22 protein-coding genes are annotated in these 25,584 nt (G+C 42.7%); 11 read left to right on the top strand and 11 right to left on the bottom strand.

Annotated elements, in window-relative coordinates; genetic code table 11:
- The first annotated feature begins 109 nt into the window (after positions 1–109).
- Together ACU6U9_RS01495 and ACU6U9_RS01490 are read left to right on the top strand one after the other, a co-directional pair.
- The gene (locus tag ACU6U9_RS01495) at positions 110–1,255 is read left to right on the top strand and encodes a CaiB/BaiF CoA transferase family protein (RefSeq protein ID WP_446733316.1); all 1,146 of its coding nucleotides are present in this window, start codon (positions 110–112) and stop codon (positions 1,253–1,255) included.
- 169 nt (positions 1,256–1,424) lie between these two features.
- Positions 1,425–3,284 (top strand): choice-of-anchor I family protein, encoded by a 1,860-nt coding sequence (locus ACU6U9_RS01490; RefSeq protein ID WP_446733315.1) that lies wholly within the window; start codon positions 1,425–1,427, stop codon positions 3,282–3,284.
- 95 nt (positions 3,285–3,379) lie between these two features.
- Here ACU6U9_RS01490 and ACU6U9_RS01485 read toward each other — a convergent pair whose 3' ends face one another.
- Positions 3,380–3,838 carry a YaiI/YqxD family protein gene (locus ACU6U9_RS01485; RefSeq protein WP_446733314.1) on the bottom strand — a complete coding sequence of 153 codons (459 nt, stop codon included), beginning with the start codon at positions 3,836–3,838 and terminating at the stop codon, positions 3,380–3,382.
- Positions 3,839–3,977: 139 nt separating this feature from the next.
- On the opposite strand from ACU6U9_RS01485, the gene ACU6U9_RS01480 reads away from it, so the two are divergent.
- The 3 genes from ACU6U9_RS01480 to ACU6U9_RS01470 all read left to right on the top strand — a co-directional run bounded on the left by ACU6U9_RS01480 (position 3,978) and on the right by ACU6U9_RS01470 (position 7,076).
- Positions 3,978–4,127, top strand: a complete 150-nt coding sequence (locus ACU6U9_RS01480; protein ID WP_446733313.1) for a hypothetical protein — start codon at positions 3,978–3,980, stop codon at positions 4,125–4,127.
- A gap of 5 nt (positions 4,128–4,132) precedes the next feature.
- The gene (locus ACU6U9_RS01475; protein ID WP_446733312.1) at positions 4,133–5,161 is read left to right on the top strand and encodes an AraC family transcriptional regulator ligand-binding domain-containing protein; all 1,029 of its coding nucleotides are present in this window, start codon (positions 4,133–4,135) and stop codon (positions 5,159–5,161) included.
- Positions 5,162–5,252: 91 nt separating this feature from the next.
- A complete protein-coding gene (locus ACU6U9_RS01470) occupies positions 5,253–7,076 on the top strand; it encodes a long-chain-acyl-CoA synthetase (protein ID WP_446733311.1) in 1,824 nt (607 codons plus the stop codon).
- A 34-nt stretch (positions 7,077–7,110) separates the two neighbouring features.
- On the opposite strand, the gene ACU6U9_RS01465 is transcribed toward ACU6U9_RS01470, so the two are convergent.
- Together ACU6U9_RS01465 and ACU6U9_RS01460 are read right to left on the bottom strand one after the other, a co-directional pair.
- Positions 7,111–9,045 (bottom strand): RecQ family ATP-dependent DNA helicase, encoded by a 1,935-nt coding sequence (locus tag ACU6U9_RS01465; protein WP_446733310.1) that lies wholly within the window; start codon positions 9,043–9,045, stop codon positions 7,111–7,113.
- Between the two features lie 89 nt (positions 9,046–9,134).
- Entirely contained in the window at positions 9,135–11,264 is a 2,130-nt protein-coding gene (locus ACU6U9_RS01460) for a TonB-dependent receptor (RefSeq protein ID WP_446733309.1), read from the bottom strand.
- A gap of 230 nt (positions 11,265–11,494) precedes the next feature.
- Here ACU6U9_RS01460 and ACU6U9_RS01455 point away from each other — a divergent pair, with 230 nt between their 5' ends.
- Together ACU6U9_RS01455 and ACU6U9_RS01450 are read left to right on the top strand one after the other, a co-directional pair.
- On the top strand, positions 11,495–12,280 hold the full coding sequence (locus ACU6U9_RS01455; protein WP_446733308.1) for a substrate-binding periplasmic protein: 786 nt from the start codon (positions 11,495–11,497) through the stop codon (positions 12,278–12,280).
- 131 nt (positions 12,281–12,411) lie between these two features.
- Positions 12,412–13,764: a response regulator gene (locus ACU6U9_RS01450; RefSeq protein WP_446733307.1), complete on the top strand. Its 1,353-nt coding sequence runs from the start codon at positions 12,412–12,414 to the stop codon at positions 13,762–13,764.
- Positions 13,765–14,086: 322 nt separating this feature from the next.
- Here ACU6U9_RS01450 and ACU6U9_RS01445 read toward each other — a convergent pair whose 3' ends face one another.
- The 5 genes from ACU6U9_RS01445 to ACU6U9_RS01425 form a co-directional block, all read right to left on the bottom strand.
- On the bottom strand, positions 14,087–14,410 hold the full coding sequence (locus tag ACU6U9_RS01445) for a hypothetical protein (RefSeq protein ID WP_446733306.1): 324 nt from the start codon (positions 14,408–14,410) through the stop codon (positions 14,087–14,089).
- 58 nt (positions 14,411–14,468) lie between these two features.
- Positions 14,469–14,879 (bottom strand): hypothetical protein, encoded by a 411-nt coding sequence (locus tag ACU6U9_RS01440; RefSeq protein WP_446733305.1) that lies wholly within the window; start codon positions 14,877–14,879, stop codon positions 14,469–14,471.
- The gene (locus tag ACU6U9_RS01435) at positions 14,866–15,222 is read right to left on the bottom strand and encodes a hypothetical protein (RefSeq protein WP_446733304.1); all 357 of its coding nucleotides are present in this window, start codon (positions 15,220–15,222) and stop codon (positions 14,866–14,868) included. The genes ACU6U9_RS01440 and ACU6U9_RS01435 overlap by 14 nt, the downstream gene beginning before the upstream one ends.
- A gap of 82 nt (positions 15,223–15,304) precedes the next feature.
- On the bottom strand, positions 15,305–15,619 hold the full coding sequence (locus ACU6U9_RS01430) for a hypothetical protein (RefSeq protein ID WP_446733303.1): 315 nt from the start codon (positions 15,617–15,619) through the stop codon (positions 15,305–15,307).
- Positions 15,620–15,678: 59 nt separating this feature from the next.
- The gene (locus ACU6U9_RS01425; RefSeq protein WP_446733302.1) at positions 15,679–15,999 is read right to left on the bottom strand and encodes a hypothetical protein; all 321 of its coding nucleotides are present in this window, start codon (positions 15,997–15,999) and stop codon (positions 15,679–15,681) included.
- A 385-nt stretch (positions 16,000–16,384) separates the two neighbouring features.
- Here ACU6U9_RS01425 and ACU6U9_RS01420 point away from each other — a divergent pair, with 385 nt between their 5' ends.
- Both ACU6U9_RS01420 and ACU6U9_RS01415 read left to right on the top strand, forming a co-directional pair.
- Entirely contained in the window at positions 16,385–17,605 is a 1,221-nt protein-coding gene (locus ACU6U9_RS01420) for an ISL3 family transposase (RefSeq protein WP_446733301.1), read from the top strand.
- 51 nt (positions 17,606–17,656) lie between these two features.
- Positions 17,657–18,607, top strand: a complete 951-nt coding sequence (locus ACU6U9_RS01415) for an integron integrase (RefSeq protein WP_446733300.1) — start codon at positions 17,657–17,659, stop codon at positions 18,605–18,607.
- Between the two features lie 170 nt (positions 18,608–18,777).
- On the opposite strand, the gene ACU6U9_RS01410 is transcribed toward ACU6U9_RS01415, so the two are convergent.
- The 3 genes from ACU6U9_RS01410 to ACU6U9_RS01400 all read right to left on the bottom strand — a co-directional run bounded on the left by ACU6U9_RS01410 (position 18,778) and on the right by ACU6U9_RS01400 (position 23,160).
- Entirely contained in the window at positions 18,778–20,925 is a 2,148-nt protein-coding gene (locus ACU6U9_RS01410; RefSeq protein WP_446733299.1) for a 3-hydroxyacyl-CoA dehydrogenase NAD-binding domain-containing protein, read from the bottom strand.
- Positions 20,926–21,146: 221 nt separating this feature from the next.
- On the bottom strand, positions 21,147–22,355 hold the full coding sequence (locus ACU6U9_RS01405; RefSeq protein WP_446733298.1) for an acetyl-CoA C-acetyltransferase: 1,209 nt from the start codon (positions 22,353–22,355) through the stop codon (positions 21,147–21,149).
- Positions 22,356–22,524: 169 nt separating this feature from the next.
- On the bottom strand, positions 22,525–23,160 hold the full coding sequence (locus ACU6U9_RS01400; protein ID WP_446733297.1) for a TetR/AcrR family transcriptional regulator: 636 nt from the start codon (positions 23,158–23,160) through the stop codon (positions 22,525–22,527).
- A 117-nt stretch (positions 23,161–23,277) separates the two neighbouring features.
- Between ACU6U9_RS01400 and ACU6U9_RS01395 the strand changes: the two genes are divergently transcribed.
- The gene (locus ACU6U9_RS01395) at positions 23,278–24,120 is read left to right on the top strand and encodes a crotonase/enoyl-CoA hydratase family protein (RefSeq protein ID WP_446733296.1); all 843 of its coding nucleotides are present in this window, start codon (positions 23,278–23,280) and stop codon (positions 24,118–24,120) included.
- 195 nt (positions 24,121–24,315) lie between these two features.
- Entirely contained in the window at positions 24,316–25,584 is a 1,269-nt protein-coding gene (locus ACU6U9_RS01390) for a hypothetical protein (RefSeq protein ID WP_446733295.1), read from the top strand.

Genomic DNA, 25,584 nt, shown 5'->3' with positions numbered 1-25,584 from the left:
GCCACCTAGTTCAGTGATGGCTTTGGCCAATTTTTCTGATCGCTATCGGTATAGGCCCAGATTCATGGGCCTGATAAGCTGGAGTCATAATAAGAATGAGATGACAAATATGTCGAGCCAAGCACTCACCAATTTAAATATTCTAGACTTTTCTACTTTGTTGCCAGGGCCTTATGCCAGTTTAATGCTGGCGGATATGGGGGCCAATGTGCTGCGTATCGAAAGTCCCACCCGCCCTGATTTAGTTCGCGCATTACCACCATTAGATGCCACGGGACAAAGCGCTGCCCATAGTTACTTAAACCGAAATAAGCAGGCGCTGGCGCTGGATTTAAAACAACCTGCTGCACTGGATATTGTGAAAAAATTACTCGATCAATACGACATTGTATTAGAGCAGTTTCGGCCAGGTGTTATGACTCGCTTAGGTTTAGGTTATGAACAATTACGCGAGATTAACCCCCGTGTTATTTACTGCTCAATCACAGGTTATGGGCAAACGGGGCCATTAAAAGACCGCGCAGGCCACGACATTAATTACTTAGCCTTGTCAGGCGTGGCCGACTACTCGCGGCGTAAAGGTGAAAAGCCCACACCACAAGGCGTGCAAATTGCCGACATCGCAGGTGGGTCACACCATGCCGTAATGGGGATCTTGGCCGCCGTGATAGAGCGTGAACAAACAGGGCAAGGCCAGCATGTGGACATCAGCATGACGGACTGTGCATTTAGTTTAAATGCCATGTTTGCTTCTGGTTTTCTAGGGGGCGATGTTGAGCCGCAAGCTGAGAGTACCATGCTAAACGGAGGCAGCTTTTATGATTATTACCCAACCCGTGATGGTCGTTTTATGAGTGTCGGCTCACTTGAGCCACCCTTTTTAATGCAGCTTTGCCAAGCACTCAATATTCAGCAACATATCGGTAAAGCAGGCAGCCAAAAAACGGCAGACATTGCCTTGTTTAAAGGTGCAATGAGCGACGCGTTTTTACAGAAAGATTTTGAACACTGGTGCGATGTATTTAATTCGTTAGATTGTTGTGTCGAGCCCGTGCTGTCGTTTAGTGAGGCGTGTAACAGTGAGCAAGCCAAGCAACGCCAGTGGGTACAAAGCACAAGTGCTAATGGTAAGGCGGTTCACCAACTGAATAACCCGATTATGAAAGATCATATTATTCGTAATACAGGAGGCAAAATTGGCGCTGACAGTCATCATGTATTGCGAGAACTTGGCTTTAGTGAGCAAGGAAGTTGAGCAATTTAAAACACATAAGGTTATTGCCTAGTGTGTAATATGCTTTTGATCAGTCAAAGGTTTGAGGCAATAACAAGCGTCTTTAAATTGAATTAATTTTGCAATAATACTGTAAAAAATCATTCACATTTCTACCGTAACCTCCCCTAAAAATAATTAGGGGACGTATATGAAACCATCTTTGATGAGCATAATGCTAGCAGCCGGTATAACCGCATTAGCAGGTTGCGGCAGCGACAGTGATCATAAAAACAAAAGCCAGACACCAATAATCGATACTCCCCCAGTAGAAGAACCAAAAACACAAGCACCAAGCCCACCAGCAACCTTCTCAAATTTACGCTTAGATGTCATAGGAACTTATGTGTCAGGTAATGCCTTTGCGACCTCTTCTGCTGAAATCGTGTCTTATGATAAAACCACCGATCGTTTATATGTGGTTAATTCACAAGATAAAACCATTGATGTATTGCGTTTCGATGCGCAAGGCAAACCCGTTAAAGACAGCACCATTAATTTACAAACCGCAGCAAGCGATGCGGGCATTACCATTGGCGCGGCTAATTCGGTGGTGGCAAAAAATGGTTTAGTCGCGGTCGCGATTGAGAACAGTGTGAAACAAAATGACGGCATCATTGCGTTATACAAAAGCAACGACCTTGCTTTGATGAATGCATTTTCAGCCGGTGCGTTACCGGACATGGTTACCATGACAGACGATGCCAAATACATTATTGCCGCGAACGAAGGCGAGCCAAGTGGTGATTACAGCAATGACCCAGAAGGTTCGGTGACATTAATCAATATTGCAGCGGGCCATACAGATGAGCAAGCGGTGGTGACTCAAATTAATTTTCATGACTTTAATGTCGGCCAGCCGCGTCATGCAGAATTAAACAATGTACGTTTGCCTTCGCCACACGGTGCCAGTGTTTCACAAGATTTAGAACCGGAATACATCACGATAACGTCAAATAATAAAGCCGTGATTGCACTACAAGAAAACAATGCATTTGCTGTTATTGATATTGCAACAGCTGCAATAGACTCCATAAAAGGTCTGGGCGTGAAAAGCTGGGCCAGTATGAATGATGGCGGTCAAGGTTATGAGTTAGACGTTACCAATAAAGATGGGCTGCTGTCTTATGCCAGTTATCCACAGTTGGTGGGTTATTACATGCCTGATAGCGTGGCATCTTTTACCGTTGATGGTCACGATTATGTGCTAAGTGCCAATGAAGGGGATGGCCGTGAATATATCTATGAAACCACACAACAAACCTGCGATGAGGCAAACCATGTATGGGACGGTAAAGAATACGAAGTAGGTGGTGACGATGAAGACGCAGACAAATACGCGAACACACTAGACGACTGTATTTCGTATACCGATGAAGCTCGTGGTAAAGATTTGAATGTAGCCATGGCCCATCCACTCATGAATCAAGCGGTGTACGGTGAAAATGGCACCATTGCAAATAAAAATACATTAGGCCGAATGAAAGTTGTGGCGGACCACGAAAATGTAGCCGCCAATGAAAATGTCTATACCTATGGAGCCCGTTCATTTTCAATTTGGAATATGGCAGGAGAGCAAGTATTTGATTCAGGTGATGAGCTATCTAAAAAAGCGAACACAACCAGCCATTTTAATACCAGTAATGATAACCAAGATAATGATGATCGCTCTGATGATAAAGGTGTTGAGCCAGAAGCCATTGAAGTGGCCCGCATTTTAGATAAACACATTGCGTTTATTGGGCTTGAGCGTCAAGGTGGTATCGCTGCTTATGATGTGTCAAAACCAAGCGAGGCAACCTTCTTAACCTATGTTAATAATCGTGACTTTACGACTGACATTTGTACAGAGGTAGATGGTACCGATTGTGATAATGGCATTTATAATGAAGCAGCAGGTGACCTAGGGCCAGAATCAATCGAATACTTTATGCGCGGCGATAAACATTTTATTGCAGTGGGGAATGAAGTGTCCGGTACAACAACGGTTTATCAAGTTAGCGTTGATTAAACAGAATAATTAAAATTATAATAGTAAAAAAATAATAATAAGAATGCCCGAAGCATTAATGCATCGGGCTTTTTTTGTGGGCGTCAATCACGATTTTAACTTTGAGTACGTTGGAAGCGGTTGATGATTTTATCAAGTTGGTTAGCAAACTGCTGCCGATCGTTTTGATTCATGGGCGCAGGGCCACCAGTATGTTCACCACTTGAGCGCATGGTGTCCATAAAGTCACGCATACCCAATAAACTTTTAATATTCTCTTTGGTGAATAGCTCGCCTCGCGGGCTCAATGCTTGGCCATCTTTTGCTATGATATCCGCGGCTAATGGAATATCTGAGGTGATGACTAAATCACCACTATGACAGCGAGCAACAATTTCATTATCGGCTTCATCAAATCCTTGGCTTACCTGGATAAAGCCAATATACGGTGACTTTAATACTGTCATAGTATGGTTAGCTAGTAGGGTCGTTTGAATGTGTGTACGATTTGCCGCTTTAAATAAAATATCTTTGATTACCACAGGGCAAGCATCTGCATCGACCCATATTTTCATAAAACACCTAATTAATTGCTGGGAAGCCTGACATATGAGCTTCGACGATGGCTTAACATATAACCGTTAAAAACATTGTATTAGTATAATAGCTTGATGCACTATACTGGAAAATAGTTGCGTATAAATAGGCTTCATTATGGTTCGCGTGAATTTAGTTAAAGTTGGGAAGATAATCAGTGACGGGTTAGCGCTTTTAAGCGAGTTTGATGATTCAGCGGATCATAAAATTTGGATTGATATTGAAGTACGGTTTGCGCAACGTGATGAGCATTTAAAAAACAGATAATGATTATGAAATCAAACATGCACACTACATCAGCAGGGGCTCCGTTAACTGTCTCTGCGCCTGCGTATTTAGATTTATATGATGAGTTGTTACGTCGTGGTTATGTATCGGATGACGATACGCAAATAACACGTGACGAATGTCTGAATCCAGAAATGCGAATACCTCTAGCATCCCATGATGCGCTTTGGCAATTAGCCAAACAGGCGGGTGCCCCTGATAATATTGGTTTATTAGTGGGAGGCCAAGTAAACGCAGAGGCAAAAGGTTTGCTTTCTTATTTAATTGGCTACAGTCAAGATGTAAAAGAAGCGCTCTCACTATATGAAAAACATATCTCTCTTATGAACGAAGGGGAGAGTATGCAATTACAATCCTACCCTTGGGGTTTGCGTATTACGTTTTTATCCGCGTTAGAATCGAGCAATACAATCAGTGCTACAGAGCGTTTATTATCTGGCTTGTTGACTTGGGGGCGACAGTTAACGGGTCAGGATATTACCCCCATCAAAGTGCGTTTTTCACATGCACAACCAGATTATATAAATGAATACAAAAAAGCGTTTGGCTGTGAAATGTTATTTGATGAGCCGCAATCCTCAATTGATTTAGCCATTGAATACTTAGATTTAAAGATACGCTCATCAAGTGAATACATGAAAAATGTCATGATGAAGCAAATAGAGCAGTTTAAACGCCAAACGCTGTGTCTTGATGAGTTTACAGATCAGGTGCAGACCATAATATCGAGTAATTTAGAATCAGGTCGTTTTACCGCAGATTATGTTGCTCAAGAATTGAAAATGAGTCGCCAATCGTTGCATCGCAAGCTAAAACAACACGATATTAATTTTCGGTTGTTATTAGAAGACATTCGTAAGCAATCCGCTGTTAAGCAATTAACAGACAATAATGTCAGCATTGAATCTATCGGTCTTAAACTGGGTTTTAAGGACGCTAGTGCGTTTTATCGTGCATTTAAAGCATGGTTTGGTGTGACACCGGGTCAGTATCGTAAGCACCTTAATCTTTAACTCATGTTACTAATTGCCAGTTTGATGAGCTAAATGGCCATATTAATAACTTAAGATTACACACACAATATTGTTTTTAAGAGGATGTCTTATGAGTGATGTAATTACAGCAACAAAAATAATTCAAAAAATGCCTGAAATTCTATCCAGTTTCCCAAGTATACTGCGAGGCATTAAGGTTGCGAACAACACGGATCAAAGTAAGCCCGTTGGGTTAGGTGTATGCTTTGAACAAGCGGTTGATAGTAACGGTGAAGGTCTCGCCTTAATTTATCAAGACCGCCAATATACCTACCAAAAATTCAATAACTGGGTGAACCAATTAGCCCATTACTTACTTTCCCTTGGCATCAAGAAGGGTGATGCCGTGGTGGTGCTAATTGAAAACCGCCCTGAATTGTTAGTGAGCGTGCTTGCGTGTGCAAAAATTGGTGCCGTGAGTGCAATGGTGAATACCTCGCAACGCTCTAAAGTATTATTGCATAGTATTAATTTGGTCAACCCTAAATTGATTATTGCAGGTGAAGAATGCCGCGAAGCCTATGAAGACATTCGCAGCAGTACCAATATCGCTGACAATATGCATTTGTATTTTGACGACGTGGATACGTTAAATAATACGGGCGCCACACCCGATAACTGGGTATACGCAGCAAAAGAAATAACTACGTGGCCAACCGCTAACCCTGCAACAACTTACAATACAACGTCATTAGATCCTTGCCTTTATATTTATACATCAGGCACAACAGGCTTACCTAAAGCGGTTGTTTTTAATCATGGCCGTTATATGAAAGCTTATGGCTCATTTGGTGTCGCGGCGATGCGCTTACAAAAACAGGACCGTATGTATGTGCCATTGCCGTTTTATCATGCCAGCGGTATGGTGGTTTGCTGGAGCTCGGTACTGGCTGGCCGATCCTGTTTGATTATGGTGAGAAAATTCAGTGCCAGCCATTTTTTATCGGATATCCGTACGCATGGTGCCACTGCATTTGGTTATGTCGGCGAGTTATGCCGCTACTTACTTGAACAGCCTAAATCAAAACTTGATAGTGATAATCAAGTTAAAGTCATTGTGGGTAATGGTATGCGCCCCTCTATTTGGCATGAGTTTAAGTCACGCTATGGTATTGATCGTGTGATGGAGTTTTACGCATCAAGCGAAGGGAATATTGGGTTTACTAACTTGCTAAACTTTGACAAAACAGTGGGAGTGTCGCCGTACCCTTACGCCATTGTCGAATACGATAAAGAAGCAGACATGCCTGTAGTGGGTAAAAATGGCTGGCTGAAAAAAGTGAAAAAAGGCGGGATTGGCTTATTAATCGGTGAGATCACTGAAAAATCACCGTTTCATGGCTATACCGATAAAAATAAAACTCAGTCCTGTATTTTAGAAAACGTATTTAAGCAAGGTGACCGCTGGTTTAATACCGGTGATTTAATGCGAGACATGGGGTTTCGGCACTCCCAGTTTGTTGACCGTACGGGTGATACTTTTCGCTGGAAAGGCGAAAACGTATCGACAACCGAAGTTGAAATGATGCTTGAAGAACTTGACGAAATTCAAGAAGCCATTGTATATGGCGTCGAGATCCCCAATACCAATGGACGCGCAGGCATGGCATCAATTAAATTGGGGTGTGATGTAAGTGATGTGGATTTTAGTCACGTTTTATCAACGCTAAAAACATTACTGCCACATTATGCCATCCCTGTTTTTTTAACGCTCAGTAATGAAGTGGAAGTAACCGGGACATTTAAGCACTTAAAGGGACCGCTTAAAGATAATGGCTATGATCTGAATAAAAATGATCAGCCTATTTATGTTTGGCTACCCAATACCGACCGCTATCAAAGGCTCACATCTGAGCTGCAATCAGACATCGACCTTGGTCAATACCGTTATTAATAAACGATAAAAAAGGCCTGCCATGCAGGCCTTTTTATGTCAGTGACGCAACCTTCTGTTTGATTTCTTCATAGCGTAATTGTTCGCATAAACCAAAGCCGGTTATTTTTTTTAATTTAAGCTGAGTGATTAAAGGGGTGGTCATGCCGGCAAAGAATCGACAAATGCTATCAATACTCAATGGTGCCGTTTGAATCTGCGATGAGTGTTGGGTTAATGCTAGCAAGCTGGCCTTGATATCATCATCAGATGGCCACGAGGGCGCATTGGAATACTCAAGTTTTGCCACTTGCCCGCGGCACACAGAGCAATGGCCACAATGTTCAGGTGAGGCGTGATCATCAAAATACAGTGACAACATGTGACTTAAGCACTTATTGAGTTCGAAAAAACGCACAAGTGCGGCAATCCGTTTTATTTCTTTTGCTTCTTTATCTTTAAAGTAATCAAATAATTCACGCGCTAAACCAGATTTTTGAATGACATCGGATTTGACATGATAAACCTCCGTCATTTGTTTGCTTTCTAGCTCGATAAGGTTTTTTTCGTGTAAGTATTCTAATGCCGCTAAAATTCGACTGCGCTCAAGTTGACTTTGTTGATAACACGCATCTAAATCGGGTACCGCCCATAGTTTATTGAATTTTGTGTGATTAAATACTTGTTGTAAAAATACTTGGCGGCGCTCATCAAATTGATTGAGCAGGGTAGATTTATCGGCTAACAACTTAAAGCGATATTCTGCATAATAACTGTAAGCGGGTTCAATGGCGCCTAATATCTCTAGCTGTACTAATAATGTTTTTAATGGCAGTGCTCGAATATTGGTTGTTTTTGATAATGAAAGCGTTTGCATCTCCCACTGTTTATTATGGGTGTTTTGAATAATGTTATGAAATAGGGCTTCTATGCTTGATTGCTCTGGTGTATCGGCATAGACAAAGTTTTCAACGGTATTCATGCCGTCTAGGTTGGCAAAGGTAATACAGTTGGATGCTTGGCCGTCACGTCCTGCGCGGCCAATTTCTTGGCTGTAATTTTCGATCGATTTGGATAAGTCATAATGCATAACAAAACGGATATTACTTTTATCGATGCCCATACCAAATGCAATGGTGGCGACAATAACCTGAACACGATCAGCCATAAAATTGGCTTGAATGGTTTGACGCTTATCACTATCAAAGCCAGCGTGATAGGCACTGGCAGAAATACCGGCCTGATTCAAATAAGCAGCAACTTTTTCGGCGGTATGTTGCAGCGTTACATAAATAATGCCGGCCCCGGTTTGTTGGCGAATGTGTTGCACTAACGATTTATTTTTGATGTCTTGAGTGACGGGTGCCACACTTAAGTCAAGGTTCGGTCGATAAAACCCAGTTTGTACAATATGTTGGGGCTGAATGTTAAATTTTTCAGCCATGTCTAACTTCACTTTTTTGGTGGCTGTTGCGGTTAGTAACAGTGTTAGCGGAATATTCAGGGCTTTTTGGTAGCTAGGTAGCTTTAAATAATCGGGGCGAAAATTGTGCCCCCATTCCGATATGCAGTGGGCCTCGTCGATGACCAGCATTGAAATGGCTACGGTGTTTATGAATTCACGAAAGCGTTCATTTTTAAAGCGCTCGACACTGATCATTAAAATTTTAATGTTACCGTGTCTAACATCTTGCATCACTTGCCGATATTCATCACTGGTTAGGCTTGAATCTAAACTGGCAGCGGCAATGCCTTTATGCCTTAAAAAATCAATTTGATCTTTCATTAGAGCCAATAGCGGTGACACAACTAAAGTTAAATTTGGCAATTGCAGAGCGGTAAATTGATAACAGAGGGACTTCCCCGAGCCTGTCGGAAAAATAGCCAGCGAGCTTTGGCCCTGTAATAACTGAGTGATCGTTTGTTGCTGACCATGGCGAAAGCCATCAAAGCCGAATATGGTTTTAAGTGAATCTGTAAGGTTATCCATGAATCTGCAGCGTATTAAGAATAATAGAGGCAATATGCCAGTTATTGCCTTGAATCGCATCAGAAAAAAGAATGGGGCGCTTTTAAATATTAAAAGCGTTGTTCTAGGTAAATATTAACCTCTCGGCCGCGATCCTCTAATCCGTTTTCTGATCCGTAGTAAGAGGGCAAGGGCAGTGTTTGATCAAATAGGTTGAATACATTCATACCCAGCTTGGTATTGGCTTGGAAGACATGGGATGCATAAATATCAAATCGTTGATAAGACTCATTGTTGTCTGTGAATAAGTTTGTATCGTCACCAAGGGCGTAGTCTTGCATATGTCGATACCAAGCACCGATCCGTGAGCGCTGACTTAATTGATGCTCGACATTAAGGCTTAACATAATTTCAGGAAAGGCTTGGTAATCAATATCGTCACTTTTGTTTTCACTTTTTACATAGCTGGCATTGGCTTTTAATTGCCATTTATTGATGAGTTTATTAACCGTGAACTCTAAGCCTTGTGCATCGTTATTTTTAATATTTTGGTATTGATTTGTACTGCTGATATTTGGCACAGGGACGAGTGCAATGGCATCTTGCCACTCGCTTGTAAAGAAAACGGCTTCTAATTGTAAATCCGATTGGTGATACATCAGAACATACTCATAAGTATCGATTGTTTCTGGCTTTAAATCAGTATTCCCCAATACAGATGAACTGGAGCCTTTTAATTCGAGCGCAGTCGGAGCGCGATAAGCGTGGCCATACAATATTTTTTGACGCCAGTGTTCATTAATCTTGTGTACCAAGCCAATACGCGGTGACGTGTGATTGTCGGCATCACTGTAGCTGTCCCAGCGTACGCCGTAGCTTAACAGCCAGGTATCATCATCAAAACCTGTGCGTGCTTGGGCAAATACGTGGTTAAGAAAACGCTGGTCGTCTTTAAATGCATTGTCGTAGCCGATCATTAAATTATCGTTAAGGTCTCGTCTCTCAAAGCGACTGTCGGTTATTTTTATTTCATCATACCCTGCGCCGACAACCCACTGCGTATTCAATGCATTGTGCTGTTGTTTTATTTGCAACTGATAGCCTGCGCGCTGTTCATTATCTTCTTGTGTACGAAGGTGTTTGCAATAAAGCGGGTTGGGTGAGGTGCTATTTTCATCGGTTTTACAGGGGAGTGCGGTATTACCTAATGTAGTGATTGCGTCTGGGTAGCCTCGGTTGTCAAAGGTCCAGAGATGTTCACTTTGCCAAAAATAAATTTGGTTTTTTATTTGAATGTCATGACCCATTTTAATTTCATGGCTTAGGCCTGTCAGTAAGAATTGAGAGTCAGTATCAGTAATGTCAGTGTCGGTTGATAAGCTGGTGCTGTCTAAATCAAACGAAGCGGTTAATGGTTCAAAGAACTGTCGGCCAATTCCCGGAAAACCATCCGCATCCAGTTCATTGTAAAACAGTAATGATGACCACTTTCCGCCATTACTGATGCTGCCGTAATTCATCGATAGATAAGCGCTGATGTTTTCTACAGACTGTGCGCGTTGACTGGTTTGGTTTGCGCCAGAATTGGGATCAACATATTCATAGGGTTGATCGTATGGCCCATCTTGTTCATATGCGACACCTGAATGAACATCCCAATTACCACTGAAGTGACTATTAAGTAGAGAAACCTGCCGATTGTTGGCGCCTAATTGCGTGTAACCCAGCGATTGCGATACGGGAGCGTTGGCAAGCTTGAATGCTAATACGCCATGAAAGGCATCATTGCCATAAATGGCCGACCCTGGCCCGCGGATCATCTCAACTTGCTGCATGAGAGGTAAGGGCATTCTGGGAATGGAATAACCGGTATTGGCATAAGTGTACGAGCCAAGGGGGATCCCATTCATCGTATAGGCAATACCGCGAACAGATAGCTCGGTGGCGTAACCGCGTATGGCAAGCACTTCACTGCCACCCCATGTAGTATTAGCAAACACCGAAGGCACGGCCTCTAAGGTTTGACCGAGCGTGCTGGCGCCTCTTTGTTGCCAGTCTTGCTGATACAGGACAGCAGTGGATGAAGCCACATCCAACGCGCTGTCTTCAAACAGAGATGCAACTTCGACTCTAATGCTTTGCAGTTCTTCTAGGCTCAGATCAAAAACGTCATCAGAATAGGAGAACTCACATGCACAAAGGCCTAATAAGATGGCGATATGACGGTACATATAACTCATGACTCATGATTTATTATTAGATTAGTTGAAGTTAGCCAAAACACTAGATAACTCAATACCTTAGTACACTTATTTGGTTTTATGAGGATAATGTTCTGGCATGGAGAATAAACGGTGAGGTGCGTGTACAAATTGCTTCTGCGTTGGCATCGTAATAAGGTACAAAACAAATAAAATAGTCAGATGGTTGCTCAGGCTTATCTATACTATGAAAACTGGATAGGAGAAAAATGCGTATTTTTTATCGACTTGTGACTCTTGTTTTGGGCCTTATGCTCGCATCAGCTGCCATATCAGCCACTTTCCCTGTATATGTTTATCATGATGATGCTCCGTACTTTATTGATTCTAAAGAAGATTTGTCTCAACAGTGGACTAAAGCCTTCAATCAAAAGCAGTCGAATATAAAATTAAAATTGGTACATATTGAGCGCCCAGCTTTAAATGCCATCGTTGAAAGCGGGAAACCATACTTAATATTATGGGCCAACGATTTGTGGTTTAAACATCGAGATCCCGATGTTTTAAGCAGTGCCGCGATTTTTTGGGATGCCGATACCCTTGTCAGTAGTACAGATAAAAAGATCATGTTTAACCAGGCACAAGACTTAAAAGACCTTAATATCGGAGTTCGATATGGTCACTATTACGTGGATCTTAATCCTTTTTTTAAGGCGGGCACCATTAACAGGGTAGATGCTAAAAGCAGTTACCAGAATTACCAAAGGCTTAAGCTAGGTAAAATAGATGCATTTTTAGACAGCCGGTCGACCATTCTATATATGCAAAACCAAAAAATACTGACACAGGCATTTTACGTATCGTTGACGCCGCAAGATGCTTTCTCTCGGCATGTGTTACTTTCTAAAGACCATGCTTGGATGTTACCTGAGTTCAATCGTGTTATTCACCAAATGCAAAACGATCAGTCTTGGCAGGCGACCATGTCGCAGTGGGGATTATTTGAGCTCGTTAACCAATTTGAGCTTGAGCTGAAAGACTTAAACGACATTTAGCCATTACAGAGCACATATTGTGTATGACGCATCACAGAATGCTCAAATTCCCGGCTTTATGTGATCTAAGCCCCGCCCCTTGAACCCCTTTTTGACTATAGTGCCGCTTTTTTACATAGTTAGGGCGTAACATGGACTCAGAATTTCTTCATTCCCAAAAGTCAGCATTGGTGGTTGATGATTCTAAGTTGGCCCGTTATGTATTGAAAGAAATGCTGGTAGCACACGCAATTAAGGTCGATACCGCAGAATCAGCAGAAGAAGCCCTCGGGATCTTAAGCGCGCATAAGCCAGATGTGATCTTTATGGATCACATGATGCCGGGGATGGATGGCTTTCAAGCCGTACAAGCCATTAAAAATGACCCCAGCACCGCAAAAATCCCCATTCTTATGTACACCTCAAAAGACGAAGGGGTGTACGTTAATCAAGCTCGTGCCCTTGGCGCAGTGGGCGTCTTACCTAAAAAGCTTAAACCGGTTCAGCTTGAGCGCGTTTTACAGCAGCTAAAATTGATTCCAGCGGGCAGTAACGACCGAGTAATGAAAGCACCTGTTGCGGCCTCAAAACAAGACGCACCAGATAAGGCTAGCCAAGCACAGGCTGAAATTATTGCTGAAACCCGACATACCTTAGAAGAGCTATCACGCAGCGCCAGTGAAGATTTAGAAAAAGACTCTATGCGCCAGCTATTCCGTCAGTTGTTTTTAGAACAACGGGACAGCATCAAGCAAGATCAGCATGCACTACTGGACACCATGGTAAAAGAAGTGCGCCCAGCGGTAACGCAAATGGGAACACAAACCGTGCGCTGGCAACAATGGGGTTTGGGTTTAACGGCGGCTATTTTTGTTGGGGTACTGGGTTTGTGGTTAAACGCCGATGACTCTGTTGTGCCTAAGATTGATAATCTTACTCAAGTGCAAATGGCGAACAGTGAAAAAACCGATCAACTGCTAACTAAAATAAATAGCTCAAGCAGTAGCAGTACACCTGCAATGGGTATTGAAATCATTTTTCCAACACAGTCGTTACAGTGGGCGCTTAACCAAAACAATCAATTGGGTTATCAAGAGCCACTGACGAGTTTACGCATGCAAACTCATATGAACGAATTATTAATTCGATTAGAACAAGAAGGTTTTAATGGCACTTTAAGTTTGCGTTATCACTCTGGTAATTATTGTGAAAAGAATGCCAGCGGAACATTTACCTTGGCCAGTGATAAAACCCCTATCAGCCAATGCGTAAAACGCAGCGATCTTGAATGGGGCGATGCCAGCGAAATAAAAGACTGGATGCAATTAGTTGACCAATGGAATAACACTTACAATGGCTTCTATATTGAGTTTGAATACATGGGCTCAAGTTATACCAAGCAAGAATACCCCGTCATTATCACAAGTGGTGCAGGCGCGACATTATCAAAAGATTGGAATGGGATTGCCGCAGTGAACAACCGTTTAGAATTTCATTTGCAGTAGTGGTGTGATCTTTAAACCCGCTGTACTAAAATCACAACGGCTTAATAGTTTTTTCGCTTGCCAAGCCGTCATCTCTTCACGCGCGAAGCGCTTTGATCAGTAATCTATTGCTACAAGTTATCCACTCGTGATTCCTCAACGAGATTGTAAGTTCTCTTCTATAAAAAGCCCGCTGCAATGAAATCATAACGGCTTTAAATTTTTTATTATATTTGATTACTAAATCGTCATCCCCGACGCGCGAAGCGCTTTGATCGGGGATCCATTTATTTTTTAAAGTAACGGCCATGGCTTCGGGACTCCGAAGCCCACCATTGTTAGATTAATTTGTATAAATTAGATGTATAGTGCATCGATTATCAGGTGCATGGTAGATATCGGTTTCTTTTAAAAAGATAGAAACTGGTGTTTTGGTTGCATACGCCATCATTGCCAAGCTGATTAAGTGAGTATCATCTTTTCTTATGGCTGCAAATGTAGAATTGCAGTCACCACTATTGAATCCACCTTCAATCGTAAGTTGAAAGATATCTTTATGGGACAGGCTATCTGTACCGGCTGCACCTAATGACGTAATGATCCCGCTATTTGCTGCGAAGCTCTCAAGCGATACTAGAAGTAGTATTGATGTAAGTATATTTTTCATAGATATCTAACGGTTGTGGCTTCGGGGATCCGAAGCCCATTGTTGTTATTTGTTTGTTTTATTTAAGGCCCGCTCTAATTACACGGGGGTATGAACCAATACATCCGTTAATGTCGAAATATACTTTTTTGTCTGCCATTTTGGCTGATAGCAATATAGATAGTACTTTATCAACGGCGTAATCACTTGGAACTATATAGCCTGATGGATTCGTACATTCGTATGTGATGATATCTTCAGTAGTATTGAAAAATATTGCACCATCAGCGTTTCCCGCTTCAATATTTTCGACAAACCCTTCATGCCTTCCTCCTGAATATGTGTTGACAGAAAAAAGCACTAGAAAAAATAGTACGCTCAATAATCTTAGCATTTTTTTGTACTCAAAATAACGGTGGGCTTCGGGACTCCGAAGCCCACCGTTGTTATATGATTGATTTTGATGATGTTTGAAATTAACCCGCAACATCTAACCTATGCAGTTTAACGCACACAGCTGTACCACCTCCCCAAGAACTATCACCAAGCCAAAAGTTAACATTATTGCTTGTGTCACTATAATATATGTATGACACAGTCTTAGTTGCCATAAAAGCTGCTAAAGATAAGCTCTGTAGCTCATTTTTATTTTCAGTAATATATCCACAAGTACCATCTGAAAATTTAATATACATGTACGTCACTTCGCCCCCATCATGAGTCGACATCCCTGTAATTGTTAAGCTATTAGAAGAAAGAGCAGTGCTAGCGTTTGATAAATTTGCTGATAATAGTAAAAACATAGATAGGTAAAAAATAGATATAGATCTCATTCGAGACTCCGCTTAAATTGTGACTAGATATAACGGTTGTGGCTTCGGGACTCCGAAGCCCATTGTGGTTATGTTTAAGTGGTTAATGTAATTCAATGTGACCGATATCACAAAAGCCATGATTTCCGTTCTTCATCGTGTAAACGGTGACTTCTTGCCCCGACATCTTAGCAGCTAGTAATACGCTTACGTAGGTTTCATAGTTGCTGTCTGTTTTATTTAAATAAGCCCAAGTATGTGTGTCGCAGAATACCTTTCCGCTTTCAAATCCAATTCGAAAGCCAGCGTTTTCAGCAGCAGTTACTTGAATAGATCCAATTCGATCTTTATCGACACCATCCCAAGAGAAGGAGTTAAGTGAAAGCAATGTTGTTAGGACTAATAGTAAATATTTCATATTCTTATACATAACTTCCTCATCATCCGTTTTTTCGGATGCATGAGTTTGTTATGCTATCAACGTTTAATTTGTATATGTGTTGCTTTATTTATACCACCATAAACACAGTCTTCATTTTGGGTCTCGTGAACAAAGCGAACATTCTTATCTCCCATGAAGGCCGCCAATGAAAGTGCCAGCATGTCTTTGGCATCTGTATCATCCGCTGGCCACCAAAACCTTCCCGTGCCAGCACAAGTTTTGTCAGTGATAGTTGTATAAACAATATGTTTTCCATCATGACTCATTACATCGGTAATTTTCCCCCAAGAGGCTGTCCAATCCGCTTGAGCAGTTCCTGACAGAAGAAATACGACTAAAAATATAAAATTTTTCATATCCAACAAATTCCGTAGGTGCATAACAATTTGGTTATTCGGATGGATCTTGATAACCAGTTATAGCTAGAGAAAGACGGACTGCAATTTTCCCTTTGCTTTCAACGGTTTAGTTGATCCATGCAATTTGGTGCCGAATATTACCCAACCCTAAAAACAAATCAATCAAATAAACCGATATAAATCCGGTTATCAGACTATAGACTTAAAAAACGGGCTATAACCCCCATGTCGCCTGATTTGTAAGTGATCTCTTAAAATCGGGTTATACAGATCCATCTTGATAATATAGTGTATATAGATGGCTCTTCCCCTGATCTGGTGGAAACTTAGCAAAACATCACTCTAACCTGATAGATTAAGCCTTTAGATTTTGGAGGCCAGCATGGATCAGTGCACCCTATATAATAAAATTCTGCAGCTTAAGGCACCATGGGAAGTATCCGGTGTTCGTCTTGAGGAAAGCTCAGGTCAAATAACGGTTGTGGTGAGTTGTAATGCGTCTTCAATGTCATGCCCAAAGTGCGGTACTGATTCAAAGCGATACGACTCTAGAATAAGGCAGTGGCGTCATCTCGATACCTGCCAATTTCAAACAATAATTGAGGCTGATGTTCCCAGGGTAACTTGCAAAGAACATGGATGCGTTACGATTCCTGTGCCATGGGCCGAAGATAGTTCTCGCTATACATTGCTATTCGAAAATCAAGTTCTGAATTGGGCAGCCGAGACCTCGATTTTAGCGCTAACTCGACAACTTAAGCTCAGTTGGAATGCAATTGACGGGATTATTAAACGAGGTGTTAATCGAGGCCTGAAAAGGCGAAGGAAGTTCTCATGTAAACATCTATTTGTAGATGAGACATGTGTAGGAAAGCCTAGAGTTTTCATTACAGTACTTTCAAACCAGCTAGGCCAGGTACTTACCATCAAGGACGGCCGATCTAGCGAGAGCCTATTGCAGTGCTTTGCCAGCATACCGGTGCACGACATTAATAAAATGAAATCCATATCAATGGATTTAAGTGCGGCCTATAAAAAAGCTGTTTTTACTCGCTTTGGACGCAGAGCTAAAAAACTAATTGCTTATGATCACTTTCATATTGCCAAAATGCTGAATGAGGCATTACTTCATGTGCAAAGATCAGAAGTAAGATCTATGCCTAATCTAAATAAACTTAAGCACCATAAGTCACGGTTTTTATGGTTTAAAAACGAAAAAAATAGAACCGAAGAAATTGAAGATATCCTTGACGGACAAAAACAATATTTAATAAAAACAGCCGTAGCCTGGTACTTCAAAGAGCAATTTAGAATCATCTGGGAAACGGTGAGCTACATCCAAGCTAAATCAGCGTGGAAAACATGGATTAAGCTAGCGAAAGAAGCAGGGATTAAAGCTTTAACATCTGTTGTAGGAACGATAGAAAATTATCTGGAGGGTATTATCAATGCAATGCATTACGGTGTTTCAAATGGTCGAGCTGAAGCACTAAACAACAACATTAAGGCACTAGGCAGACAATCGAGGGGCTATAGAAATATTGAGCGATATAAGTCTTCTATCATTTTTCGTTTTGGCGGGCTAGATATGGCATTCCACTAAATCAGGGGAAGAGCCATATAGATACAGTGTTTTATTTTGAAGGTGTGGGAAATGGCTCGTTTACAAGAAACCTTTCAGCTCAAAATGCGCGCGGCTCATTATGCGTTAAATACCGAGCGTTCTTATTGGAACTGGATTCGCCGTTATTTGTTGTTTAATAACATGCAGCATCCAAAAGATATGGGGGCAAGCGAAGTAATGATGTTTTTAAGCCACTTGGCCACTCATGAGCGTGTGGCAGGCAGTACACAAAAGCAGGCGCTGTCGGCGTTGGTGTTTTTGTATGAAAAAGTATTGGGTAAAAATATTGAAATTGAAGACTGGGTGCGACCAAGAAAATCAAAACACTTGCCAGTGGTGTTTACGGTGGATGAAGTGAGGCGGGTGCTTGCCAATATGGAAGGTTTGGCGCTGACGGCGGCGCAGCTCATGTACGGCTCGGGTATGCGGGTGATGGAGGTATTGCGTTTGCGCCTTAAGGATGTGGATTTTGGCCGTAAAGAAATCACCATTCGTCAAGGCAAGGGGGCAAAAGATCGAGTGACCATGCTGCCAGCATTGGCTGAGCAGGGATTGCATGAAGCCATTGAGCGAGCCAAAGCGTTGCATCAAGTAGCACTGGCAGAAGGTATTGACTTCGTGTACATGCCAAATCAGCTTGCTAAAAAATACCCCAGTGCAGGTAAGCAGTTGCCTTGGCAATATATTTTTGCATCGGAACGCTTATCCACAGATCCTATTACTGGGCGGCGCGGGCGGCATCACATGGATGAGAGCTTGGTTCGCAAGCCCGTAAAGCAGGCAATTCTTGCAGCACAGATATACAAGCATGCTAGCTGTCATACATTTAGACATTCGTTTGCCACGCATTTACTTGAAAGGGGTCAGGACATTAGAACGGTGCAAGAGTTGTTGGGACATGCCAATGTGAATACCACTATGATTTATACGCATGTGTTAAACCGTGGTGGTAAGGGGGTCATGAGCCCACTTGATACATAGTTGTAAAGAGCTGCTGTTATCTGATGTAGGAACTGAATTGCAGCGATCCCCTACGTCATTGGTTAAAACTTTTTTCAATGCCTAGTATTATTTTCTTATTAGGTTTCGTTTTTAGAAGATAAAGTAAAAGTGACAACTGAATATTCAGTTGTCACTTTTAGTGTTAACGTTTATTTAAAGATCTCATCTTTTTCGGCATGCTCAACCAAAATCGCTGGCGGTTCAAAACGCTCACCATACTGCTCAGCTAATTGTTTGGCACGTTGATAAAACGCACGTACGCCGTATTGATTCACATATTGAATCGCGCCACCTGTCCAGGGTGCAAAACCGATTCCAAAGATCGAACCAATATTGGCATCGCGTACGCTGGTTAATACGCCTTCTTCGAAACAACGTAGAGTCTCAATGGCTTGGCGAAACAAGATGCGCTCTTTAGCATCTTCTAGCGAAATGCTCACTTCTGGTTTCACAAAGTGTTCGGTTAAACCTGCCCATAGTTTTTTCTTACCGTTTGTAGGGTAATCATAAAAACCTGCACCGGCCGCTTTGCCTTCACGTTTAAATTCATCCAGCATTTTATTGGTGAGGGTTTCGGCTGGTGTAACGGGTAAGTCCTTGCCTTCGGCTTGTAAGTCTAAACGGGTTTGATCCACCACTTTGCGGCTTAACGTCATGGAGACTTCATCTTGCACGGCAAGCGGGCCAATTGGCATACCCGCTTGTAGCGCGGCGCTTTCAATAAATTGTGGGTGAATACCTTCACTTAACATGGTTAAACCTTCGCCCACAAACGTACCGAAGGTTCGGCTGGTGAAAAAGCCGCGGCTGTCGTTTACCACGATTGGGGTTTTGTTTATTTGCAACACGTAATCAAAGGCGCGCGCCAGAGTTTCATCGCTGGTTTGTTCGCCTTTGATAATTTCAACCAATGGCATTTTATCCACAGGGCTAAAAAAGTGTAGGCCAATGAATTTTTGTGCGTCTTTTGCTGCGGTGGCTAAACCTGTAATGGGCAAGGTGGATGTATTAGATGCAAACACGCCGTCTTTTGCCATGAACAGTTCGGCTTCTTGAGTGACTTTGGCTTTGAGTTCACGATTTTCAAATACCGCTTCGATGATTAAATCACAGCCGTCTAAATCTTCTGCATTCGCGCTTGGCTTGATTAACGCTAAAACGCTGTCGGCTTTTTCTTGTGTCATTTGTTTGCGTGATACGCGTTTTTTTAATAAGCCTTCACTATAGGCTTTGCCTTTTTCGGCGGCTTCAACTGATATGTCTTTAAGCACCACTTCAATACCGCTCATGGCGGTGGAATAGGTAATACCCGCGCCCATCATGCCTGCGCCTAGTACGCCCACTTTTTTGGTGGTGTAGGCATCAATACCATTAGGGCGAGAGCCACCGGCTTTGATTTCGTTCAGTTGAAACCAAAACGTACCAATCATATTTTTTGCAATTTGGCTGGTGGTGAGTTCAGTAAAGTAACGGCTTTCGATGGTGCAAGCTTGATCAAAGCTGACTTGTGCCCCTTCAACCGCGGCGGCTAATATTTTCTCAGGGGCTGGGTAACAGCCTTTGGTTTTTTGACGCAAGATTGAAGGTACGATTGCTAATTTTTGTGCAACCGCTGGATGGCTCGGTGCGCCGCCCGGTAATTTATACCCTTTTACGTCCCAAGGTTGAGTGGATTTAGGGTTGGCTTTAATCCATGTTTTGGCTTTGGTGATTAAGTCGTTAGCGTCATCGGCAAGTTCGTGAATCAAGCCTGCTTTTAGCGCTTTTTCTGGGTTGACTTGTTTGCCTTCCATTAAAAATGGGAACGCCGCTTCTAAGCCTAATAAACGCACCATCCGTGCCACGCCGCCACCGCCGGGTAATAAACCCAGTGTCACTTCAGGCAAACCCACTTTTAATTTTGGATTGTTAATGGCAATACGGTGATGACTAGCCAAACAAATTTCAAAACCGCCACCTAATGCCGCGCCGTTAATGGCCGCCACAACCGGAATGCCTTGGGTTTCAATTTTACGCAGCGGCGCTTTTATTTTTTCAACCATTTGAAAAAACTCAGCGGCGTTTTCTTTTTCAACTTGAATCAGTTCCTTTAAATCGCCGCCAGCAAAAAAGGTGCTTTTAGCCGAGGCGTAAATCACACCACTGATGGAATCAATTTCCGCTTCAATTCGATCGGCGATGGCCAAGATGGCTTCGCGGAAATCCGCGTTCATGGTGTTGGCACTTTGCCCAGGCATATCCATGGTTAACGTGACGATATTGTCGGCGTCTTTTTCAAAACGAATGGCGTCTGTCATTTTTATTATTCCTATCCTTAATTACAAAATCAGGTTTAAAAATAGTGTCTAATTCACCCAATTTAATAATTTTATTCTTTTGTGATCATTTTTATTGTAAAAACCGTTAGTGAGGCTGATCTAGCAAGGCATAAATTTTTGAGTGGGGAGGCGTTTAGCTCGCCTAAATAACGACCCCGATAAAATTTATAACGCAGCTAGAGCAACGCAACTAGGCTCGTTTATATCCGCTCGATGATGGTGGCGATACCCATGCCACCACCCACACACAATGTGGCAAGGCCATAACGTTTCTCTTGGGCTTCTAATTCATCTAATAAGGTACCTAAAATCATGGCACCAGTTGCACCGAGCGGATGGCCCATGGCAATGGCGCCGCCGTTTACGTTAATTTTTTCCCAAGGCACACCTAGGTCTTTTTGAAATTTCATCACAACTGATGCAAACGCTTCGTTTACTTCAAATAAATCAATGTCGTCCACTGTTAAGCCCGCTTTATCGAGTGCTTTTAAAGAGGCAGGGCCTGGGCCGGTTAACATGATGGTCGGCTCGGTAGACGTAAGTGCCACGCTGACAATACGGGCGCGGGGTTTCATGTTTAATTCTTTGCCGATTTTTTCGTTACCAATTAAAACAAGAGCAGCGCCATCCACAATGCCTGAGCTGTTACCGGCGTGGTGCATGTGGTTAATTTCTTCAACTTGTGGGTATTTTAATTTTGCGCTGTCGTCAAACCCCATTTGGCCCATCATTTGAAACGATGGCTTAAGTTTGGCTAGGTCAGCTGTGGTGGTGCCTTCACGAATAAATTCATCGTGATCTAAAATGGTGATGCCGTTTTGGTCGGTAACGGGAATCAGTGATTTATTAAATTTGCCATTTTTGCGTGCGGCAGCGGCTTTGATTTGTGAATTGACTGCGAACGCGTCTACGTCGTCACGGCTAAAGCCTTCGAGGGTTGCGATTAAATCTGCGCCCACACCTTGTGGTACAAAACCGGTTTGAAAATTGGTAGCAGGGTCCATGGCCCACGCGCCACCGTCACTGCCCATGGGAATACGCGATAGGGATTCCACGCCGCCTGCGACGATTAAATCTTCCCAACCAGATGCCACTTTCATGGCCGCCATATTGACCGCTTCAAGGCCTGATGCGCAAAAACGGTTTAATTGAACGCCGGATACTTTTTCATCCCAGCCAGCTGCAAGAGCGGCGGTTTTGGCTATGTCGGCCCCTTGGTCACCAATGGGTGTGACACAACCCAGTACTACGTCTTCTACTTTACTGGTGTCTAGTTTGTTGCGCTCTTCTAGGGCTTTCATTAAGCCCACCACTAATGAAACCGGTTTAACTTCATGTAGTGAGCCGTCTTTTTTGCCTTTACCGCGTGGGGTGCGGATGGCGTCGTAGATAAATGCATCTGTACTCATGTTTGGCCTTTTTATTGTTATCAGCTGTATTCGTAATATGACAAATATCGTCAGTGTGGCAATAACAGTACAGCAGGGGCGTGAGGGTGACCAATGGCCATAAATGACGTTAACAGTGGCGGAAGTTTTCACACAAAAGCCGTGTGTAACATATGGCCAATTAAGCGAGTTAGGTTTGTAAGATCAGTTCAAGATGGCGCACCGCGGTTTGGGCGATGTCGTGAATATCATCTTGTTTGGCAAAGATGCCGTCGCTGGCCAAGCGTGCTAAGCCATGCAAACTGGCCCATGTCATTTGCGCTAGGCGCAGGGGTGGCTCTTGGTTGTTGATTAAGCCTTGTTCTGAAAATAACTCGAATAGTTTGACGTATTGGCGAAAGCAATCTTTGGCGGTGCGACGGAACGCATCCTGCTCGCTGTCTTTCCATAAGGCTTGGCCAAACATGAGTTCGTATTGGGTTGGGTGTTGAATGGCAAAGTTTAAATACCCCATAACCGCTTGCTCTAATTTGGACTGCAGCTGCGATTCATCATCGTTAACCACATGGCTTAATAGTTGGCTTAACTCTTCAAACCCTTGGCTGGCAACCGCTGCCAATAACGCGTCTTTATCTTTAAAATGATGGTAAGGGGCGGTGCGAGAGACGCCCACCACATCGGCAAGTTTGCGTAATGAAAGTGCCGTTACGCCTTGAGTTCGAATAATTTCCACGCTGGCATTCAACAGCGCTAAGCGTAGATTGCCGTGATGATAAGGCTGGTTGGCGCTGGCTTTCAGGTTGCTGGTGCGGGAGGTGTCTTTCATGGAGTCTTCATAAGGATAGATATACTGGTAGTTTAAACCCAATCTTGACGATGTCCAAATACTGGCTTATCTTGACAGTGTCTAAATAAAGCCGTGAATTAAAATAAGAGAGAAATCATGGATTACAAATCGTTTAACGTTGAAGTAAAAGATCACGTTGCCCATGTGCAACTGAGCCGCCCAGAAGCCATGAACTCAATGAATACCGACTTCTGGCTTGAGTTGCCACTGTGTGTAAAAGCCCTTGATGCCTCAGGGGATGCCCGAGTGATTGTAATTTCATCCACAGGCAAACACTTTAGCGCCGGTATGGACTTAGGCGTGTTCAGTAACCCAAAAGCGGTGCCAATGACAGGTGACCCAGGTCGTATGGGTGAAAACCTACGTCGAGTAGTGATGCAATTACAAGCCAGTTTAAGCTCACTTGAGGAAGTGCGAATTCCAGTTTTAACGGCCATTCAAGGTGGTTGCATTGGCGGCGCGTTAGATATGGTGTGTGCCAGTGATAGCCGCTACTGTTCAGCGGATGCTTATTTCACCATTAAAGAAACCGAGCTAGGTATGACCGCCGATGTGGGCACATTGCAACGTTTACCAAAATTAATGCCGCAAGGTGTGGTGAGAGAGCTTGCATACACTGGCCGTAAATTCACTGCCCAAGAAGCCAAAAACTTAGGCTTTGTGAATGAAGTATTTGAAAGTCATGAAGCGCTATTGGATGGTGTGATGAGCATTGCTGCAACCATTGCGAAAAACTCACCGTTAGCGGTAGTGGGTTGTAAAGAGATGCTGAATTATTCGCGTGATCATTCCGTAGAAGACAGCTTAAAATACATGGCGACGTGGCAGTCGGGTATGTTCCGCCCCAATGACATGATGAAAACCTTTGCCGCAAAAGCCACCAAAACCGCTGCAACGTTTGATGGTGTTTGGCCGGTGAAGGAATTGTTTGAGGGTTAATTGGCGCAGTGTCTTTCAATAAATGGTCAACCTCGTTAAAGCATAAATGAGGTTGGCCATTTAGATAATATTCCCTGTAAAATAGATTCTTTTACCTCCATGGATTGGACATGCTCAATAGCTGTTGACTTTCATCCGTTAAACCCAGCGCGCTGGCAATGCCACCATTGCCATGGATTTTACTGTACAACTTGTATGCCCGAGCACGGGCCTCGCTGCCCTGATTGCAGTAATACACTAAGAAACCTTGGCAGCAGTAACGAAATAGAACCTTTCTGGGATCGCATTTCGGCCTTTTTTAAATACCCATTGAAAGGCCAAAGTCTTTTAATGGTTATCATAACCACATTGGTTTTTGCGAGCACACGAGAAACCCTCTCTTCGTATTTAATTGTTATGGCGCTCACGTCGCTTTACACCTTGTATTCGTTTAGCGTGTTAAAGCACATGGCAAAAGGTGAGTTAGTGCCCCCTGGTATCATGAGCGCCTTTGAAGGCAATGTGAAAATATTGCTTAAATCGGTTATTTGGATGGCGGGCTTAATCTTTATTGCAGTGAGTGGTTTTTTTGTGGCGCAGTGGCTGGGTTGGCTGACCGCTCTCATGATTCTTTTCTTATTCCCTGCCAGTGCCATTATTTATGTGCATGAGTCGTCCGTGGTTGATGCGATAAACCCTGTTCGATTATTAGACTTTTTCTTAAAAACAAAAACAGGTTATTTAATTTTATTTGTGCATCTTGTGCTGATTTTAATGGTGATCACCGCGATTGAAAATTGGATTAGCAGTAAAGATCTCCCCGAATATATTTATATGGCTGTGACAGGGTTTTTCTCTGTTTATTCCAGCATTATTATCTATGCATTATGCGGTTATTTCTTATTACAGTATCAGCGTGAATTAGGTTTGTTCGCCGTTATCGACAACCATGATCTAGCAGAGCCTGAGCCTTTGCATAAAGTGAAGCTGTTTCTTAAAAAGGGTGATTACGATCAAGCGTTAATTAAGTTAGACGCCCTTATAAAGACCAATGCTTCACAAGAGCTTGAGCATTATCGATGGGATCTACTCTTACAGCTTAAGCGTTACAGTGCGTTAGAATCAAAAGCCGACGATATTTTAAGACGTTTTTTATCGATAAAACCCTTTAATGAAATTAAACCGTTTGTTGTTTACCTATTAAATACAGGCGGCATGAAAATTACCGAGCTGCCTGTACGGATTCAATTGGCTGTTGTATTGAATAAACAACACTTAAACAAGTGGGCATACCTGTTATTAAAAGACACGCATAAACAGTATAGAAATGACCCAAACTTGGTTAAAGCGCTGATACTGTTAGCCGATATTACACTAGAAATGAGCCAAGATGAGTTTGCTAAAAAAATACTCTCATTTGCTTTTAACTTAGCAAGCGAGAGTGAAAAAGTCATTATCGAAACCAAGCGCTTGGCATTTGATTAG

The sequence above is a fragment of the Pseudomonas sp. HK3 genome (genome assembly GCF_052920985.1).
The sequence above is the reverse complement of the archived record's forward strand: the minus strand, read 5'-3'. Positions and strand labels throughout refer to the sequence as shown.

Bases quoted from the DNA above. Each gene is read 5' to 3' on its own strand.
- ACU6U9_RS01495 (WP_446733316.1), top strand. From the start codon at position 110: ATGTCGAGCCAAGCACTCACCAATTTAAATATTCTAGACTTTTCTACT.
- ACU6U9_RS01490 (WP_446733315.1), top strand. From the start codon at position 1,425: ATGAAACCATCTTTGATGAGCATAATGCTAGCAGCCGGTATAACCGCA.
- ACU6U9_RS01485 (WP_446733314.1), bottom strand. From the start codon at position 3,838: ATGAAAATATGGGTCGATGCAGATGCTTGCCCTGTGGTAATCAAAGAT.
- ACU6U9_RS01480 (WP_446733313.1), top strand. From the start codon at position 3,978: ATGGTTCGCGTGAATTTAGTTAAAGTTGGGAAGATAATCAGTGACGGG.
- ACU6U9_RS01475 (WP_446733312.1), top strand. From the start codon at position 4,133: ATGAAATCAAACATGCACACTACATCAGCAGGGGCTCCGTTAACTGTC.
- ACU6U9_RS01470 (WP_446733311.1), top strand. From the start codon at position 5,253: ATGAGTGATGTAATTACAGCAACAAAAATAATTCAAAAAATGCCTGAA.
- ACU6U9_RS01465 (WP_446733310.1), bottom strand. From the start codon at position 9,045: ATGGATAACCTTACAGATTCACTTAAAACCATATTCGGCTTTGATGGC.
- ACU6U9_RS01460 (WP_446733309.1), bottom strand. From the start codon at position 11,264: ATGAGTTATATGTACCGTCATATCGCCATCTTATTAGGCCTTTGTGCA.
- ACU6U9_RS01455 (WP_446733308.1), top strand. From the start codon at position 11,495: ATGCGTATTTTTTATCGACTTGTGACTCTTGTTTTGGGCCTTATGCTC.
- ACU6U9_RS01450 (WP_446733307.1), top strand. From the start codon at position 12,412: ATGGACTCAGAATTTCTTCATTCCCAAAAGTCAGCATTGGTGGTTGAT.
- ACU6U9_RS01445 (WP_446733306.1), bottom strand. From the start codon at position 14,410: ATGAAAAATATACTTACATCAATACTACTTCTAGTATCGCTTGAGAGC.
- ACU6U9_RS01440 (WP_446733305.1), bottom strand. From the start codon at position 14,879: ATGTTGCGGGTTAATTTCAAACATCATCAAAATCAATCATATAACAAC.
- ACU6U9_RS01435 (WP_446733304.1), bottom strand. From the start codon at position 15,222: ATGAGATCTATATCTATTTTTTACCTATCTATGTTTTTACTATTATCA.
- ACU6U9_RS01430 (WP_446733303.1), bottom strand. From the start codon at position 15,619: ATGAAATATTTACTATTAGTCCTAACAACATTGCTTTCACTTAACTCC.
- ACU6U9_RS01425 (WP_446733302.1), bottom strand. From the start codon at position 15,999: ATGAAAAATTTTATATTTTTAGTCGTATTTCTTCTGTCAGGAACTGCT.
- ACU6U9_RS01420 (WP_446733301.1), top strand. From the start codon at position 16,385: ATGGATCAGTGCACCCTATATAATAAAATTCTGCAGCTTAAGGCACCA.
- ACU6U9_RS01415 (WP_446733300.1), top strand. From the start codon at position 17,657: ATGGCTCGTTTACAAGAAACCTTTCAGCTCAAAATGCGCGCGGCTCAT.
- ACU6U9_RS01410 (WP_446733299.1), bottom strand. From the start codon at position 20,925: ATGACAGACGCCATTCGTTTTGAAAAAGACGCCGACAATATCGTCACG.
- ACU6U9_RS01405 (WP_446733298.1), bottom strand. From the start codon at position 22,355: ATGAGTACAGATGCATTTATCTACGACGCCATCCGCACCCCACGCGGT.
- ACU6U9_RS01400 (WP_446733297.1), bottom strand. From the start codon at position 23,160: ATGAAAGACACCTCCCGCACCAGCAACCTGAAAGCCAGCGCCAACCAG.
- ACU6U9_RS01395 (WP_446733296.1), top strand. From the start codon at position 23,278: ATGGATTACAAATCGTTTAACGTTGAAGTAAAAGATCACGTTGCCCAT.
- ACU6U9_RS01390 (WP_446733295.1), top strand. From the start codon at position 24,316: ATGCCCGAGCACGGGCCTCGCTGCCCTGATTGCAGTAATACACTAAGA.